Origin of the sequence: Burkholderia cenocepacia, from assembly GCF_014211915.1 — a bacterium.
Taxonomy (GTDB): domain Bacteria; phylum Pseudomonadota; class Gammaproteobacteria; order Burkholderiales; family Burkholderiaceae; genus Burkholderia; species Burkholderia orbicola.
On record NZ_CP060040.1, the window covers coordinates 1,163,250 to 1,179,713 of the forward strand.

A 16,464-nucleotide genomic window follows, 5' to 3' on the forward strand; every position below is an offset into this window, starting at 1 on the left:
CGACGCACGCTTAAACGCGCCGCACCTTCGACGCGAACAGGCCCTGCGGGCGCAGCATGAGAATCACCACGACGGTGAGCAGCGTGAGCACGCGCGCTATCGATCCCGACAGGAAGAACTCGCTGATCGACTGCATCTGCGCGATGCCGAACGCCGACGCCACGGTACCGAGCAAGCTGGCCGCGCCGCCGAACGTCACGACGAGAAACGAATCGACGATATAGAGCGAGCCGCTCGTCGGTCCCGTCGAGCCGATGGCCGTGAAGGCCGCGCCCGCCACGCCCGCGATGCCGCAGCCGATCGCGAACGTCATGCGATCGGTGCGCCGCGTGTTGATGCCCGCCGCGTTCGCCATCGGCCGGTTCGCGACCGTGGCGCGCACGCGCAAGCCCCAGCGCGAGCGATAGAGCGCGAGCAGCAGGCCGCCCGTCATCAGCAGCGCGAGGCCCATCACGAACATGCCGCTCACCGGAATGTCGAGGCCGGGCGTGGGTTCCCACGAACCCATCAGCCAGTCGGGCAGCGCCGGACTCACTTCCTTCGGCCCGAAGGTCGAGCGGAACACCTGCTGCATGCCGAGGCTCAGGCCCCAGGTGGCGAGCAGCGTGTCGAGCGGCCGCTTGTAGAGATGGCGGATCAGCGCCCATTCGGCGAGCCAGCCCGCCGCGAAGGCCAGCGCGAACGCCGCGACAATCGCGAAGAAGAAATACACGGGCGTGAGCGCGTGCCAGACGTTCTGCGAAAACCACGAAAACAGGTAGACCGTATAGGCGCCGATCGTCATGAATTCGCCGTGCGCCATGTTGATCACGCCCATCTGGCCGAAGATCACGGCGAGCCCGAGCCCCATCAGGAGCAGGACGCTGAAGAGGCTCAGACCGGCGAAGCCCTGCATCAGCGTGATGTTGAAAATATCGGTAGCGGACATCGAACGCTCCTCGCGCGGCGGCGTCATCGGCCGCCGCGCCGCTGCGGTTGACGGATTACATGTAGCCCTTGGGGAACGGATTCGGCTGGATCGGCTGCTCCGACTGCGCGACGACCTTGAACTGGCCGTCCGCCTGGCCCTGGCCGATCAGCGAGCGGCTCCACAGATGGTGGTTCGCATCGACCTTCGCGTAGCCTTGCGGCGCGTTCGCCACTTCGATGCCGGCCGAATGCGCGACCACCTTGTCCACGTCGAAGCTGCCCGCGCGCTCGCACGCAGCCTTCCAGATCCACGGGCCGAGATAGGCGGCCTGGGTCACGTCGCCGATCACCGACTTCTGGCCGTAGCGCGCCTTGAACGCCGCGACGAACTTCTTGTTGTTGTCGTTATCGAGCGACTGGAAGTACTTCATCGACGAATAGAAGCCCGCGAAGTTGTCGCCGCCGATGCCGAGCACTTCGTCCTCGGTCACCGACAGCGTCAGCAGGAACTGCTTCTGCGGCGTGATGCCCGCGGCCTTGAGCTGCTTGTAGAACGCCACGTTCGAGCCGCCCACCACGGTCGCGAAGATGCAGTCCGGGCGCGCGAGCTTGATCTTGTTCATCAGCGACGCGAATTCGGTCGTGCCGAGCGGGTAATACTCCTCGCCCACCACCTTCGCGTGCAGATGCTGTTCGATATGACGGCGCGCGATCTTGTTGGACGTGCGCGGCCAGATGTAGTCGGAGCCGATCAGGAAGAAGGTCTTGGCCTTTTTCGTGTTCGAGGCCCAGTCGAGCGCCCAGACAATCTGCTGGGTCGCTTCCTGGCCCGTGTAGAACACGTTCTTCGACTGTTCGAGGCCTTCGTAGAAGGTCGGGTAATACAGCAGGCCGTTGTCCTTCTCGAACACCGGCAGCACCGCCTTGCGCGAGGCCGAGGTCCAGCAGCCGAACACGGCCGCGACGTGGTCGTTCTCCAGCAGCTTCTTCGACTTTTCGGCGAAGGTCGGCCAGTCGGACGCGCCGTCTTCCTGAATGATCTGGATCTTGCGGCCCAGCACGCCGCCCATCGCGTTGATCTGTTCGATGGCGAGGCGCTCGGCCTGGATCGAACCCGTTTCGGAAATCGCCATCGTGCCCGTGGCCGAGTGCAGCTGGCCGACCGTCACCGTGGTGTCCGTGACCGCCAAGCGCGTGGTGTTGACCTTCGCCGTGGGCGGCGTCTGCGCAAACGCGCCGCGCGGCAGGCCCAGCGCCATCAGCGGCGCGGCGGCGAGACCGCCGAGCATTTTCCGGCGCAGCGGCGAAGGCATCCGGCCATCGTCATCGAATCGATCGTCTGCTGACATCACGTTCTCCTTATCGGGTGCCCGGCGCGGGTCGCTGCGGGCTGGGTCGAGGTTGGACGCACTGTAGGAAGCCAATTTGAGGATCGGAATACGTCAATCGACGTATTCCCCGTGCGCGGGCTGGAATGTAATTTGCATTGCAGGGCGCTCCTGAGCGGCGTGGTCCGCCGTTGTGCCGTCCGCGCCCCGCTCGTGCCGCTTTCGCACCATTTCGGATCATCGTCATGTCCCAGAGTCACCCGTCAGTGGGCGCGCCCGGTACGCAACGCATCGTCAAGGTGCGCCGCGACTACAACGCCTGGGTCGGCGACGAAACCCTCGAGGACTATGCGCTGCGCTTCACGCCGCGCTCGTTCCGGCGCTGGTCGGAGCTGCGCGTGGCCAATACGGCGATCGGCGCGGTGTCGTTTCTGGTGCTGGAAGCGATCGGCGGCAGTCTCGTCGTCAATTACGGCTTCACGAACGCGGTCTGGGCCATTGCGGCCGTCTCCGTGCTGATCTGGATCACCAGCTTGCCCATCAGCTATTACGCGGCGCGCTACGGCGTGGACATGGACCTGCTCACGCGCGGCGCGGGCTTCGGCTATATCGGCTCGACGGTCACGTCACTGCTGTATGCGGTGTTCACGTTCATTTTCTTCGCGCTCGAAGCGGCCATCATGTCGCTCGCGCTCCAGCTGTATTTCCATATTTCGCTGGCGATCGCCTACGTCGTGAGTTCGCTCGTGGTGATTCCGATCGTCATGTTCGGGATCACGCTGATCAACCGCCTGCAAAGCTGGACGCAGCCGCTGTGGCTCGTCCTGTTCGTGCTGCCCTACGCAGCCGTGCTGTGGCGCCATTCCGACCTGATCGCGCAATGGACCACCTTTGCGGGCTTCGCGCCGCAAGGCCGCGCTTTCAGCCTGATCGCGTTCGGTCAAGCGTCGACGGTCGTGTTCGCGCTGATCGTGCAGGTAGGTGAACAAGTGGACTATCTGCGCTTCCTGCCGCCGCTCACCGCGAAGAACCGCACGCGCTGGTGGTTCGCGTTGCTCTCGACGGGGCCGGGCTGGATCGTCCCCGGCGCGCTCAAGATGCTGGGCGGCGCATTGCTCGCCTTCATCGCGCTGCAGTACGAAGTCGATGCCGTCCACGCCACCCAGCCTACGCAGATGTACCTCGTCGCCTATCATCTGCTGCTCGATCCGTTGGGGCTCGCGAGCTGGGCGCTGCCCGCGATGACGCTGTTCGTGATCGTCTCGCAGTTGAAGATCAACGTGACCAATGCCTATGCGGGCTCGCTCGCGTGGTCCAATTTCTTCGCGCGGCTCACGCACAGCCATCCGGGCCGCGTGGTATGGCTCGTGTTCAACGTCATGATCGCGTTGCTGCTCGTCGAAATGGGCGTGTTCGATGCGATCGCCAAGGTGCTGTCGCTCTACGCGAACATCGCGATCGCGTGGATCGGCGCGTTGTTCGCCGATCTCGTCATCAACAAGCCGCTCGGCTATAGCCCGCGACACATCGAATTCAAGCGAGCGCATCTCTACGACGTGAACCCCGTGGGCGTCGGCGCGATGCTGATCGCGGCCGCCGTCGCGATGCTCGCGCACAGCGGCCTGTTCGGCGTGCTCGCCCAGGCGATGTCGTCGTTCATCGCGTTCGGTGCGGCGTTCGCATGCGCGCCGCTGCTCGCGGTACTCACCCGCGGCCGCTATTACATTGCCCGCGCCGCGCAACCGACCGGCGACGCCACTTCGCTGCGCTGCGCGATTTGCGAAAACACCTTCGAACCCGACGATACGGCGCATTGCCCGGCCTATGGCGGCACGATCTGCTCGCTGTGCTGCTCGCTCGATTCGCGCTGCCACGATCGCTGCAAGCCGCACGCACGCTTCGCGTCGCAGGCCGACCGCGCGCTGCATCGCGTGCTGCCGGGCGCGCGGCTCGGCCCCGCCGCGCTGCGCCTCATTCACTATGCGAGCCTCGTGCTGGCCATGCTCGCGGTGCTGGGCAGCGTGCTCTATCTGATCTGGGCGCAGAGCGCGACTTCGATGCGCGCCGCCGGGCCATCGATCGCTCATGCGCTTTCGGGCAGCTTTCTGAATATCTTTCTCGCGCTCTCGCTGGTGGGCTGCATCGCGGCCTGGTGGTTCGTGCTGGAGCGCGAAAACCGCCGCGTCACGCAGGAAGAGTCGCAGCGGCAAAACGAATTGCTGATGCTCGAAATCGACGCGCATCAGAAAACCGACGCGGCGCTCAAGCGCGCGACCGCCGCCGCGGAATCGGCCAACCAGGCCAAGAGCCGTTACGTGTCCGGCTTGAGCCACGAGCTGCGCACGCCGCTGAACAGCATTCTCGGCTACGCACAATTACTGCTGCAGGCGAAGGAAGAACTCACGCCCATGCGCTACAACGCCGTGCGCACGATCCATCGCAGCGGCGAGCATCTGCTCGCGCTCGTCGACGGCCTACTCGACATCGCGCGCATCGAGGCGGGCAAGCTTCAGTTGAACGTCGCCAAGGTATCCCTCGCCGATTTCGTCGCGCACCTGACGTCGATGCTGCGTCCGCAGGCGCTCGAAAAGGCGCTCGCCTTCGACGTGCAAACAGTCGGTCGGCTGCCCGCCACCGTGCGCACCGACCAGAAGTGCATGAGCCAGATCCTCACCAACCTGATCGGCAATGCGATCCGCTTCACGTCGAGCGGCACGATCACGCTGCGCGTCAGCCACGTGCTCGATACGCTCAAATTCGAGGTGATCGATACCGGCCCCGGCATCCCGCCAGCCGAACTGGAACGCCTGTTCCTGCCGTTCGAACGCGGCGAAGCGGCCCATGCGTACGATCACGGCGCCGGTCTCGGGCTCACGATCTGCCGCCTGCTCACGCAAGCGCTCGGCGGCAGCCTGGAAGTGGACAGCGAAGTCGGGCACGGCACGCGCTTCGTGGTGCGCCTGTTCGCCCCGGCCGTCGACGCGGCGGCCGAAACCCACGCCGAACTCGCGTCGATTCGCGGCTATACGGGCGCGCGCCGCACCATTCTCGTGGTGGACGACCTCGACGATCAGCGCGACATCGTCGTGCAATTGCTCACGCCGCTCGGCTTCGACGTCGCTGAAGCCGCCAGCGGCACCGATGCGCTGCGCTGGCTGGCGATGCACACGGCCGACGCGATCATCATGGATATTTCGATGCCGCTGATGGACGGTTACGAAACCAGCCGCCTGATCTCCGAGAATCAGTTGTCGAACGCGCCCATCGTGCTGCTCTCCGCGAACGCATTCGCCGACGACCGCGATCGGGCGAGCGCGACCGGATGCAAGGGCTATCTGGTGAAACCGCTGCAGGTGAATCTGCTGCTCGACAAGCTCGCGCAACTGCTGGCGCTCGACTGGATCGCATCGGACGCCGGCGCCAGCGCGCGACCGGCGGCGACACAGCCGCCCACGCCCGCCGTGTGGCCACGCGAGCTCATCGAACATCTGCATGCGCATCTCGAAGTCGGCTACGTACAGGGCGTGATCGAAGCGCTCGACGCTGCCCGCGAGGCCCGGCCCGGATTGCGGGATCAAATCGACGCGTTGCGCTCGTTGGCGGAACGTTTTCAGCTAAGGGAACTCGAGCATGAACTTGACCGACTCGCGCGCGGCGCGAACGCGTGACGTGCACACCACGATCGCGGCCTCCCCGATCGCCGGCGACCCGGCCGCGTGGCTGCGCGAAGGGCCCATGATCCTGATCGTCGACGACACGCCGGAGAACCTCGCCTTTCTTTCCGACACGCTGCAGGCGCACGGCTACGTGGTGATCGTCGCGCTGTCCGGCGAGGACGCGCTCAAACGCCTCGCGCGCGTGACGCCCGACGTGGTGTTGCTCGACGCGATGATGCCCGACATGGACGGCTTCGAAACATGCGTGCGGATCAAGCAGGACGGACGCCACGAGCATCTGCCCGTCATCTTCATGACTGCGTTGACGGAGAGCGAACATGTCGTACGCGGCTTTCGTGTAGGCGGCATCGATTACGTGACCAAGCCGGTGCAGCCCGAGGAATTGTGCGCACGCATCGGCGCCCATGTACGGCGTTCACGTGCGCAGTTGTACGCGGAGGCGGCACTGTCGCTCGACACGCGCGCGGCGCTGATCGTCGGCGCGGACGGCACGATTCGGTGGCAGAGCCCGCAGGCTGCGCGTCATATCGCTGCATACACGACCGCGCATGACGCCCCCGCCGATGCCCGGCAACCCACGACCGCACGCGATACCGACGCGCCGACGCAGCTGCCCGCGCTACTGCGCACGTGGTTCGTCGACTGGCTCGCGCGCGGCGCCCCGGGCGACGCCGTGCACGAATTCAGCTCGGGCCCGATACGCCGCTCGGCCAGCGCGACGCGCGGCCCGGAACCGGGCGAATGGATCGTGATCCTCAAGGAAAGAGACGACACCGTGCATTGCAATGCACTCGCCGAACGCTTCGGCTTGACCATGCGGGAGGCCGAAGTGCTGCTCTGGGTGTCGCACGGCAAGACGAACCGCGATATCGGCGACATTCTGGGCATCGCCGCGCGCACGGTGAACAAGCATCTCGAACACCTGTTCCGCAAGCTCCATGTCGAGACCCGTGCGGGCGCGGCCGCCGCGGCGATCAAGATGCTCGAGCGCACGTGACAGGGCGGCATCGCCGGATCGTCAACTTGCCGCACCCTTATCGGGCCGCCCGCTGGGGCATAATTTCGTAAACTTGATCTTTTACTCTGATTCTGGATAATTGTTCATGCCTCGGGCGACATGCGTCCTGTAGCGCGCGCCACGAGGCCATAGCCCGCCAGCCCCTCTCGGCTGGCCTCCCCTGTTTCGGCGCCTGACCTGTTGGTCCGCCGAAATACCGTCACGATTCCACCGGGCAACGGCGGAATCGTTCGCCTGCCACGCAGGCCGTGAAGCGCCAGAGGAGACACTGGCGCCTTGCTCCAAAGTGCGGCTCCAGATCGTGCTCAACCAGAGGAATCGTCGCGCCTTCGACCCAAACCGGTTTGGACGGGCCGTGAGCGATTTCCCTACTCGGTGACCGACATGACGAAGCAATCACCCCCCGTACAAACCGGAAGTCCCTCCTGTCGGCGCACTCCATGTGCCCGACGCGGCGGCACGCCGTCCGGCCACGTCCACGCGCTCGGCTGAGCGCCCGTCCGCGACTTCCCGCTCCGCGACTTCAGTGACGCGTTGCCGCACGTGCGGCAACGCCTGTTACCGGAGTGGGCACATGCCGTCACGTTACGCGTTCGTTCGCCCGTGCGACGAGCCGCACCACAAGGAAAACCGTCATGGCTTCTGATTCCGCCCTTCCCGACACACCCGCGGCCCGCCCCCGGCCCACCCCGTCCGCCTACATGCGCACCGTCGCATCGATCGCGGCGATCGCCGGCGGGCTCTATGGATACGACACCGGCATCATCTCGGGCGCCCTGCCCCTCATCGCGCGAGACTTCGGCCTCGACTACCGCGCACAGGAGCTCGTCGCCGCGGCGATCCTGCTCGGCGCGGTGATCGGTGCGCTGGCCGGCACCCGCATGTCGGCCGCATTCGGACGCCGCAAGTCCATTACGATCGTCTCGACGATCTATGCGGCCGGCGTGCTGGCTGCCGCCCTCTCGCCCGACGCGTGGTCCCTTGCCGCTTCCCGGCTCGTGCTCGGATTCGCGGTCGGCGGCTCGACGCAGATCGTGCCGACCTACATCGCGGAACTCGCGGAGCCGGACAAGCGCGGCCGCCTGGTGACCTACTTCAACGTCTCGATCGGCATCGGCATCCTGCTCGCGGCCCTGATCGGCGTCGCGGGCAACGACCTGTTTTCCTGGCGCGCGATGATCGGTATCGCGGTCATCCCGTCGGTCATCCTGATGGTTGGCATGACCCGACTGCCGCGCAGCCCGCGCTGGCTCGTCGAGCAGGATCGCATCGCCGACGCGCATGGCGAGTTGTCGAAGGTGCGGGAATCCCAAGCGGCCGTCCGACACGAGATTGCCGATATTCGGGACGTGGTCGAGCGGCAGCAGGACGGCGCGACATCGGGGTGGCGCACGATGCGCGAGCCCTGGGTACGCCCCGCTCTCGTTGCCGGCCTCGGCGTCGCCGCGTTCACCCAGCTCAGCGGCATCGAGATGATGATCTATTACACGCCGACGTTCCTTCGCGACGCGGGGTTCGGCGCGTCGGCATCGCTCTGGGCCGCACTCGGCGTCGCCGTCACCTATCTCGTGATGACCTTCATCGGCAAGCTGACCGTCGACCATGTCGGCCGCCGCACGCTCAGCCTCGCGACGCTGCCCGTCGCGGCAGCCAGCCTCGTGCTGCTTGGCTGCCTGCTGCGGGGCGACTTCGTTTTGCCCATGCAGCAACTGTGGATCGTCATCTGCCTGATCGCGTTCATGGTGTTCAACGCCGGCGGTATCCAGGTCATCGGCTGGCTGACGGGCGCGGAAATCTACCCCGTCGCGATTCGCAACCAGGCCACCGGCGCGCACGCCGCAATGCTATGGGGCTCGAACCTCTTGCTGACCGGCACTGCGCTGACCGTGACCAAATGGCTCGGTGTCGGCGGTGCGATGTGGGCGTACGCGGGTCTCAACGCACTCGCATGGGTATTTATCTATTCGATGGTGCCGGAAACGCGCGGTCGCAGCCTCGAGGACATCGAACGCGCATTGAAGCGCGGAACGTTCGGGCCGCGCCATTCATGATCGGACACGGTCAAGCCAGTCACGTCCATCCTGCTTTCTCATCACGGAAACCGACATGAACGAACTTACTGCCACACGTCGACTTTCGGATCATGCGCTGATCAGCGATTGCGACGGCGTGCTCGTCGATAGCGAAGCCGTCGCCGAACGCATCGTCGTGACTCGCCTCGAGCACCTCTGGGGGCTCGCCGGCCTTCGCGACGTCATACGTCCCCTGCTCGGCATGCGAGCCGAGCAATTGCTGCGCATGGTCGCGACCATCGTCGACCGGCCGCTCGACGACGACACGGTCGAGGCGATTCGCGCGGACATCCACGCAAACGCGGTGAATGCGCCGGCCATCGACGGCGTGCGCGACGCGTTCGCCGCCATCCCGCTCGTCAAGGCGTGCGCCAGCAACAGCGATCTTGCCTATGTGCGCAGCGTGGTCGACCGGATCGGCCTGGCCGACCTGTTCGGCGAACGCTTGTTCACGGCCGACCAGGTGCCCTCGCCGAAGCCCGCGCCCGACGTCTATCTGGCCGCCGCCCGTCGCATGCATGTCGCGCCCGAACGGTGCATCGTCGTCGAAGACAGCGCGACGGGTACGGCCGCCGCGATGGCCGCCGGCATGACCGTACTCGGCTTCGTGGGCGCCGCGCACGCGGCACGAACGCAGACGGACAAGCTGCACGCCGCAGGCGCGTCCGTCGTCTTCGACGACATGGCCGCGCTGCCGTCGCTCGTCGAGCGCTGGCTGCGACACATGCAGGACACGACGCCCGCTTGGCGCGTACGCGCCTGACCTTCCCCGAACGAGAAACACCTCGCGATCATGAACGACAACGCATCCCCTCCGGCGCGCGAAGACGACACGCGCCATCCGCTCGCCAATGCAACCCTCGGACGCGCGGCGCCGCACGTCGCCGTTCCTGCCTACGACCGCCATCGCCTGACGGCAGGCATCGCGCATATCGGCGTCGGCAACTTCCATCGCGCCCATCAGGCGCGCTACATCGATCATGTGCTGCATCTGCCCGGTCACGAAAAATGGGCAATATGCGGGATCGGACTGGGTAGCGGCCCGGCCTCGGTCGCCAAGGCCGACGCGCTTCGCGCGCAGGATTGCCTCTATACGCTGACGGAGTTCTCGAGCGACGGCACGACGGTCGTGCGCGTCATCGGTGCAATGATCGAGTATCTGCACGCACCGGCCGACCCGGAAGCCGTACTGACCCGGCTTGCCGATCCGGCGATCCGGATCGTATCGCTGACCATCACGGAAGGCGGTTACAACCTCGACGAGACGACCGGCGCATTCCGGTTCGATACGCCCGACGTCGCACACGATCTGCTGGGCGGACCGCCCCGTACCGCGTTCGGGTTCATCGTCGAAGCGCTCAGACGGCGTCGAGCCGCCAACGTACTGCCCTTCACCGTGATGTCCTGCGACAATCTGCGCGGTAACGGCGATACCGCGCGGCGCGCGGTGCTCGATTTCGCACGGGCGACCGACGTCGATCTCGCCGCCTGGATCGAGCGTTACGTCGCGTTCCCGAACAGCATGGTCGACCGGATCGCGCCGCAGGTGACGGACGCGATCCGCCTGCGCGCCAACCGGTTGTCAGGCTTCGACGACACGGCGCCCGTCGTTGCCGAAACGTTCTCGCAATGGGTGGTCGAGGACAGCTTCAGCGCCGGCCGCCCGGCATTCGACGCAGCGGGCGTCGAATTGCGCGACGACGTCCATGCGTACGAGGCCATGAAGGGGCGCATGCTGAACGCTTCCCACATGTTGCTCGCTTACCCGGCGATTCTGCTCGGACATCGCTTCGTCCACGACGCCATGGCCGATCGCGATCTCGCGGCGCTGCTCGACATCTTCCTTACCCGGGACGTCGGCTCGATCCTCACGCTACCGCATGGCGTGTCCGCACGCGCCTATGCCCGCGATACGCTCGCGCGCTTCCGCAACGCCGCACTGGGCGATCAGTTGCTGCGCGTCGCGCACGACGGCGCGTCGAAGATCCCGGTGTTTCATGAAAAGACCATCGGGGCATTGATCGCGCGTCACGGCGACATGCGCCGTGAAGCGCTGCTGCTGGCCTGCTTCCAGCATTACCTGAAGGGTGTCGACGATCTCGGCAACGCGTTCGCCGTCAGTGAGCCGCAATTCGAGGCAGCGGATCTCGAGCGCGTGCGAAGCGGCGCGCCGCTCGCGATCCTCGATTCAAAGCCGTTCGCCCCGCTCGGGCTCGCTTCCAACCCGGGGTTCGTCGAGCTATTCCGCACGATGCAGGCGGCCGTGGCGACACGCAGGACGCGCGACGCCATCCGGCTGGCGCTCGATGCTTCAGATACCTGAACAACGTATCGCTTCCCGAACATCGGGGGCGAGAGCGCTGCCATCGGCGCGATGCGAGCGTTCCTCGCCCGTATTTTTTCCGAACAGCGCGTCCTCGAATGCGCGGTTGAGTTCGGTCAACTTCGCGTCGAGCCGCGCCAGATCCCGATGGGCCGGTAACGGAGGATCGCCGGCTACCGCAAGCGTTCCGTGCCCGACGCTCGCAGCCGCATCGAGTCGCATCGAGCGGCCGCGACCCAGATCGCTGATCAACGCATCGATTCGCGTGACGACAGCCGCGCGCGCCGGCCGCTCGAATGCGACATCCGGGCCACCGGCTTCGACCGGCAGGCGTGTCGCCACGATTCGGCCATACAGCCAGCAGGACAGCAACGTGTCCGACAACCGTCGGGCGTCGCCGGACGCACGGAGCATGCGCCACGTGGCCAACGGCCGGATCGCCATGCGCACGTCGTGAAAGCGGCGATCGGCCGCGCGCATCTGCGCCGCCCCCGGCCGCATGCCGTCGTCGCGCTCGTGCACGAGTTCGCGCAGCGCCGCCAACAGCCCGTGCGAGCGCGTCGCAATGTGGCGCGACGCCGCCAGCGGCATCACCAGCAGCGCCGCCGCGAGCGACACCGCGCAGCCGATCAACACCTCGCCGATACGCAGTTCCGCAAGCGCGCCGATCTCGAACCCCAGTTGCGCATAGACGAGGCCGATCAGCACCGTGAGAAAGAACACGCCGCGCCCATAGGCGTGCAGGATGTGGTACGCCCAGCCAAACACGCACACGCCCATGACGATGACCACGAGTGCATTCGCATGATGAGCCGCGCCGACGACGAGTACGCTCGCGAGCGCGCCGGCGAGCGTCCCGGCGACGCGTTGCGCGCCGCGATAGATCGTGTCCGCGCACGAGTACGTGCCGAAGAACACGACGAACGTGCTGAGCACCGCCCACATCCACCGCTCCGAGGACAGCGTCTCGCCGATCAACATCGCGGCGCACGCAGCCGCCGCGGCGCGGATCGCCGGCAACCATGCAAGCGTGCGCCAGCCGGCGGTCCACGGCACCGCGCGCGCGGGCCGCGGCGTCGCGGGCGGCGGTGCGGCGGTCATGCGCGCCGCCAGGCCGTCGACGACGCTCTCGAAGCGGGCAATCGCGGCACGTAGCACCGCGGCGGCGGCATCGGTTCGATCGCGGTTCAGCACGCGTCGAGCCGACGCGATCTCCAATGCGACGAGCACGGTGTGCAACGCGCGCGTGTCGCCTTCATCGCGTGTCGACGCGTGATGCTCGAGCGCGATGGCGGCTTCGTTCAGCGCCAGTAAATGGGCCATCGCATCCAGCGCGCCGGCATCCGACACGTCGCTTCGTGCGATGCACGCCGCGTGCAGCGATACCGAGCGCGCGATGAGCCGTGGCGTGGGCGCCGCGTGCACCGGCAACAGCACGCGGCAGACGAGCACGACGCTTGCCGGGCCGGCGATCGACATCGCCAGCATGTGGCCGGCCTGTAGCGCGGCCGGATGCAGATAAAGACCGAGGTAGTACATGGCGATCGCCAGGAACGCACAGCCGATCGTGCGCGGCCCGCGGGTCTGGCACAGCATCGAACAGAACAGGACGATCACGAACCCCGCCTTGCCGACGGCCGGCCACGCACTCACGCAGGCGGCCGCGGCAAAGCTTGCGCATGCGGTGCCGTACTGCCACGCAAGCGACTCATACCAGTCCAGCCGGTGAGCATCGCGCAGGAAGAGTGGCGCGATCATCGAGAACAGGATGCCCACCGCGCCGGTGGTGATCGCAAAACCGAGATGGAGCGCCGACGCAATGCCGAGCGCACCGGCCAGCAAGCTCGCCAGCGCGGCGCGCGCACCGCCCAGCAGACGATGAAGACCAGGGTCGACAATGAACAGGCGGTCAATCGCCCGTGACAACGAAACAGCTGACATGATCGAAGAATTCCAGAGACAGCGCGGCGGCTTCCGGCCGGCATGCCGGTCACGGTTTTCATGACGGCCGTCGTGCGTCGCGAGGGCCGCCGTGCCGAACTCAGAACACGCGGTCTACCCAGCCGTGGCGATCGGCTTCACGCCCGTTCTGGATATCGAGCAGCGCCGCCTTCAGGCGCTGTGTGACCGGCCCTGCGCCACCGTCGCCGATCGTGAAGTCGTACGCCCGGCCCTTCACCCGGCCGATCGCCGTCACGACCGCCGCCGTGCCGCATGCGAACGCCTCGACCAGTCGACCGCTGCGCGCATCCGCCTGCCATTGCTCGATCGTGTAGCCCTCCTCCCGCACCGTGTAATTCAGCTCCCGGGCCAGCGTGATCAACGACGCGCGCGTGATGCCCGGCAGAATCGTCCCGTTCAGCGGCGGCGTCTGGATCGACCCGTCGTCGAACACGAAGAACACGTTCATCCCGCCCAGTTCCTCGATCCAGCGGCGTTCGACCGCATCGAGAAACACCACCTGCTCGCAGCCTTCGCGAATCGCCTCCGCCTGCGCCGCCAGGCTCGCCGCATAGTTGCCGCCGCATTTCGCGTCGCCCGTGCCGCCCGGCGCCGCCCGCGTGTAGTGCTCCGACACCCACAACGTGACCCCGGCCGCGCCGCTCTTGAAGTACGCGCCGACCGGCGTCGCGATCACGCAGTACAGGTACTCCGGCGACGGCTTCACGCCGAGCACCGCCTGCGTCGCGATCATGAACGGACGCAAATACAGCGCCGCGCCGTCGAACGCCGGAATCCAGTCACGATCGGCCCGCACCAGCGCACGCACCGATTCGACGAACATCGCCTCCGGCAACGGCGCCATCGACAGCCGCTCGGCGGAATGGCGAAAGCGCCGCGCATTCGCGTCGGGACGGAACAACGCCGCGCCGCCGCCCGGCAACCGGTAGGCTTTCAAGCCCTCGAAAATCTCCTGCGCGTAATGCAGCACGAGCGTGGCCGGATCGAATCGGAACGCTTCGCGCGGCCCGATTTTCGCGTCATGCCACCCTTGTTCCGCCGAGTACCGGATCGTCACCATGTGATCCGTGAAGACCCGGCCGAAACCGGGATCGTCGAGCAGCGCGGCGCGCTCGGCCGCCGGGACGGGATGGGGATTTTGTTCGAATGCGAAGTGCTGGACGGAACCGGTGCTCATTTTTGCCCCTTGATCGGCAGCGGGACCGCCCCGGCTGCTACGGGCCAAAATTTATCGTAGAAAAAATAATTTCAGGTTGCGTGTTCGACCTAAGATGGAAGCGTTTTGGCAATTCAATGCCTCAAAAACCGAACATTCCGGCACTGCGTGCCTCAACCGAACTTGTCGGATCAATGACCGCGATCGAACTGGACGAAATGGACCGTCGCATTCTGAGAGCGCTCCAGGAAGATGGGCGCATCCAGAACGTGGAACTGGCGCAGAAAGTGGGCTTGTCGCCGTCACCGTGCCTGCGTCGGGTCAGGCAGCTGGAACAGGCTGGGGTCATCGAGCGCTACGCGGCGCTGCTCGACGCCTCGAAGATCGGCGCGGGGTTGACCGTGTTCGTCCGTATCTGGCTGACGAGCCAGGACGCGAAAACCGTCGACCGTTTCACCGAGGCGGTTCAACGGCTGCCACAGGTGCTCGAGTGCCACTTGATGGCGGGCGATTGCGATTGCCTGCTGCGGGTCGTGACCGCCGACATCGACGCCTATCGAAAACTCCAGATCGACCACTTGACCCGGATCGAAGGCGTGCAGAGCGTGAAGACCGAGATTCCGATGCAGAAGATCAAGCAGACTTCCGTGCTGCCACTTTGAGCGTGCGCGGCGCTGCGCGCCCCGGATAGCGGGGTATCGCCGACGACGGCGGGTCGGTAACCCGCCGCAGCGAGATCGATCGGTTCCTGTCGAACCGGAACTCGTGTCGGCGATCAAGTGGCATGTATCGGATCATCACGGGCGACCGGATAAATGCGCGTATCCGTTCGCGGAGCCATGCCGCTTCCGCGAACGGCATTCGCGTCAGAAATGATGCAGCAGCGCGATGCGCGCGACATATTGATTCGGGCCCGACGAGATATCGGCGGCGCCTGGAATGTACGCGTAATCGAAGTCGGTGCCCGTGTGTGCGCTCATTGCATGCTGATAGACGCCTTCAACGAATACCGACGTGCGTTTCGACAAGTCGTAGTTCAACTTCGTGCTCAGTTGATGCCACTTCGGATTGAACGCGCCGACCGTCGACGCGACGCGGGTCCGGGTGTACGTATATGCCGCGCCGACGTAGAACGCGGTCGTGAAGTGATAGAGGCCGTTCACCTCGAAGTTGTCGAACTTCCACGATTTCCACGCGCCACCCGCCGGCTGCGTCGTACCGGTGAAATACGCATTCGAAGTCGGATCGTAGACATCGACGTGCGAATACGTGAACCCCACCAGCGCATTCGAGAATGCGTAATTCACGCCAATGCCGATGTTCTGCTGCGACGATGCATCGAACGTGTTGTCTCCGGTGATCGCGCCGGTCGAATCGGCATTGCGTGCGTTATTGATCTTCAGATACGACGCGCCGACCGTTAGGCCGCCCTGCTGGTACTGCAGCCCGGCGCCATACAGGCGGTTGTTCGCGAAGCCGCCCGCCTGATTGCTGAATCCATACATCGCCTCCGCGGTCACGCCGTGCCATACCGGCGACACGTACTTGGCCGCGTTATTCACGCGGAACGAGTAGTCGGTGTTGTCGTTGTCGTACGGATGCGAGAACAGGTAGCCGGTCCAGTTGCCGTTCGCGGTGAGCGGCGAGAAGATGTCGACGCTCGGATCGTACTGGCGACCGAACGTCAGCGTGCCATATCGATCCGACGCGATGCCGACGAAGGCCTGGCGGCCGAATTCCCGACCACCCTGGTTCATTTTGCCGGTGTTGACGTCGAACCCGCTCTCGAGCGTGAAAATCGCCTGGTAGCCCGCGCCAAGGTCTTCCGTGCCCTTGATGCCCCAGCGGCTGCCGTAGTCGTAGCCGCTTTGCAGTTGCACGGTTCCGTGGCCGCGTGCGTTGCTCGTGTAGTTGATCCCGTCCTCGATCTTGCCGTACAGGGTCACGCTGCTCTGCGCGTGTGCGGCTGCAGCAAGCAAGGCGGCAGGCGCGATGGTCCCCCAACGCTTGTTCATGACG

The 16,464-nt window shown here is 65.7% G+C and carries 11 protein-coding genes; 6 read left to right on the forward strand and 5 right to left on the reverse strand.

Annotated elements, in window-relative coordinates:
• Positions 1 to 10 precede the first annotated feature (10 nt).
• Both urtB and urtA read right to left on the reverse strand, forming a co-directional pair.
• Positions 11 to 928 carry an urea ABC transporter permease subunit UrtB gene (gene urtB, locus SY91_RS21705; RefSeq protein WP_011547490.1) on the reverse strand — a complete coding sequence of 306 codons (918 nt, stop codon included), beginning with the start codon at positions 926 to 928 and terminating at the stop codon, positions 11 to 13.
• Between the two features lie 55 nt (positions 929 to 983).
• A complete protein-coding gene (urtA, locus tag SY91_RS21710; protein ID WP_023476817.1) occupies positions 984 to 2,258 on the reverse strand; it encodes an urea ABC transporter substrate-binding protein in 1,275 nt (424 codons plus the stop codon).
• A 224-nt stretch (positions 2,259 to 2,482) separates the two neighbouring features.
• Between urtA and SY91_RS21715 the strand changes: the two genes are divergently transcribed.
• From SY91_RS21715 to SY91_RS21735, 5 genes are all read left to right on the forward strand, one after another.
• Positions 2,483 to 5,905 carry an ATP-binding protein gene (locus tag SY91_RS21715; protein ID WP_043887843.1) on the forward strand — a complete coding sequence of 1,141 codons (3,423 nt, stop codon included), beginning with the start codon at positions 2,483 to 2,485 and terminating at the stop codon, positions 5,903 to 5,905.
• A gap of 67 nt (positions 5,906 to 5,972) precedes the next feature.
• On the forward strand, positions 5,973 to 6,911 hold the full coding sequence (locus SY91_RS21720; RefSeq protein WP_011547487.1) for a response regulator transcription factor: 939 nt from the start codon (positions 5,973 to 5,975) through the stop codon (positions 6,909 to 6,911).
• Between the two features lie 656 nt (positions 6,912 to 7,567).
• Positions 7,568 to 8,983 carry a sugar porter family MFS transporter gene (locus SY91_RS21725; protein WP_043887841.1) on the forward strand — a complete coding sequence of 472 codons (1,416 nt, stop codon included), beginning with the start codon at positions 7,568 to 7,570 and terminating at the stop codon, positions 8,981 to 8,983.
• A 55-nt stretch (positions 8,984 to 9,038) separates the two neighbouring features.
• Entirely contained in the window at positions 9,039 to 9,767 is a 729-nt protein-coding gene (locus tag SY91_RS21730) for an HAD family hydrolase (RefSeq protein WP_023476812.1), read from the forward strand.
• Between the two features lie 30 nt (positions 9,768 to 9,797).
• Positions 9,798 to 11,327 carry a mannitol dehydrogenase family protein gene (locus SY91_RS21735; protein WP_023476811.1) on the forward strand — a complete coding sequence of 510 codons (1,530 nt, stop codon included), beginning with the start codon at positions 9,798 to 9,800 and terminating at the stop codon, positions 11,325 to 11,327.
• Here the strand turns inward: SY91_RS21735 and SY91_RS21740 are convergent.
• Positions 11,316 to 13,268, reverse strand: a complete 1,953-nt coding sequence (locus SY91_RS21740; protein ID WP_260632483.1) for an FUSC family protein — start codon at positions 13,266 to 13,268, stop codon at positions 11,316 to 11,318. The genes SY91_RS21735 and SY91_RS21740 overlap by 12 nt on opposite strands.
• Positions 13,269 to 13,368: 100 nt before the next feature.
• A complete protein-coding gene (locus tag SY91_RS21745) occupies positions 13,369 to 14,466 on the reverse strand; it encodes a branched-chain amino acid aminotransferase (RefSeq protein WP_012339817.1) in 1,098 nt (365 codons plus the stop codon).
• A gap of 182 nt (positions 14,467 to 14,648) precedes the next feature.
• Here SY91_RS21745 and SY91_RS21750 point away from each other — a divergent pair, with 182 nt between their 5' ends.
• Positions 14,649 to 15,107: an Lrp/AsnC family transcriptional regulator gene (locus tag SY91_RS21750; RefSeq protein WP_027806114.1), complete on the forward strand. Its 459-nt coding sequence runs from the start codon at positions 14,649 to 14,651 to the stop codon at positions 15,105 to 15,107.
• 204 nt (positions 15,108 to 15,311) lie between these two features.
• On the opposite strand, the gene SY91_RS21755 is transcribed toward SY91_RS21750, so the two are convergent.
• Positions 15,312 to 16,460, reverse strand: a complete 1,149-nt coding sequence (locus SY91_RS21755; protein WP_043887342.1) for a porin — start codon at positions 16,458 to 16,460, stop codon at positions 15,312 to 15,314.
• Between the last annotated feature and the right edge of the window lie 4 nt (positions 16,461 to 16,464).

Bases quoted from the DNA above. Each gene is read 5' to 3' on its own strand.
- SY91_RS21735 (WP_023476811.1), top strand. From the start codon at position 9,798: ATGAACGACAACGCATCCCCTCCGGCGCGCGAAGACGACACGCGCCAT.
- urtA (WP_023476817.1), bottom strand. From the start codon at position 2,258: ATGTCAGCAGACGATCGATTCGATGACGATGGCCGGATGCCTTCGCCG.
- SY91_RS21755 (WP_043887342.1), bottom strand. From the start codon at position 16,460: ATGAACAAGCGTTGGGGGACCATCGCGCCTGCCGCCTTGCTTGCTGCA.
- SY91_RS21740 (WP_260632483.1), bottom strand. From the start codon at position 13,268: ATGTCAGCTGTTTCGTTGTCACGGGCGATTGACCGCCTGTTCATTGTC.
- SY91_RS21720 (WP_011547487.1), top strand. From the start codon at position 5,973: ATGATCCTGATCGTCGACGACACGCCGGAGAACCTCGCCTTTCTTTCC.
- urtB (WP_011547490.1), bottom strand. From the start codon at position 928: ATGTCCGCTACCGATATTTTCAACATCACGCTGATGCAGGGCTTCGCC.
- SY91_RS21725 (WP_043887841.1), top strand. From the start codon at position 7,568: ATGGCTTCTGATTCCGCCCTTCCCGACACACCCGCGGCCCGCCCCCGG.
- SY91_RS21715 (WP_043887843.1), top strand. From the start codon at position 2,483: ATGTCCCAGAGTCACCCGTCAGTGGGCGCGCCCGGTACGCAACGCATC.
- SY91_RS21745 (WP_012339817.1), bottom strand. From the start codon at position 14,466: ATGAGCACCGGTTCCGTCCAGCACTTCGCATTCGAACAAAATCCCCAT.
- SY91_RS21730 (WP_023476812.1), top strand. From the start codon at position 9,039: ATGAACGAACTTACTGCCACACGTCGACTTTCGGATCATGCGCTGATC.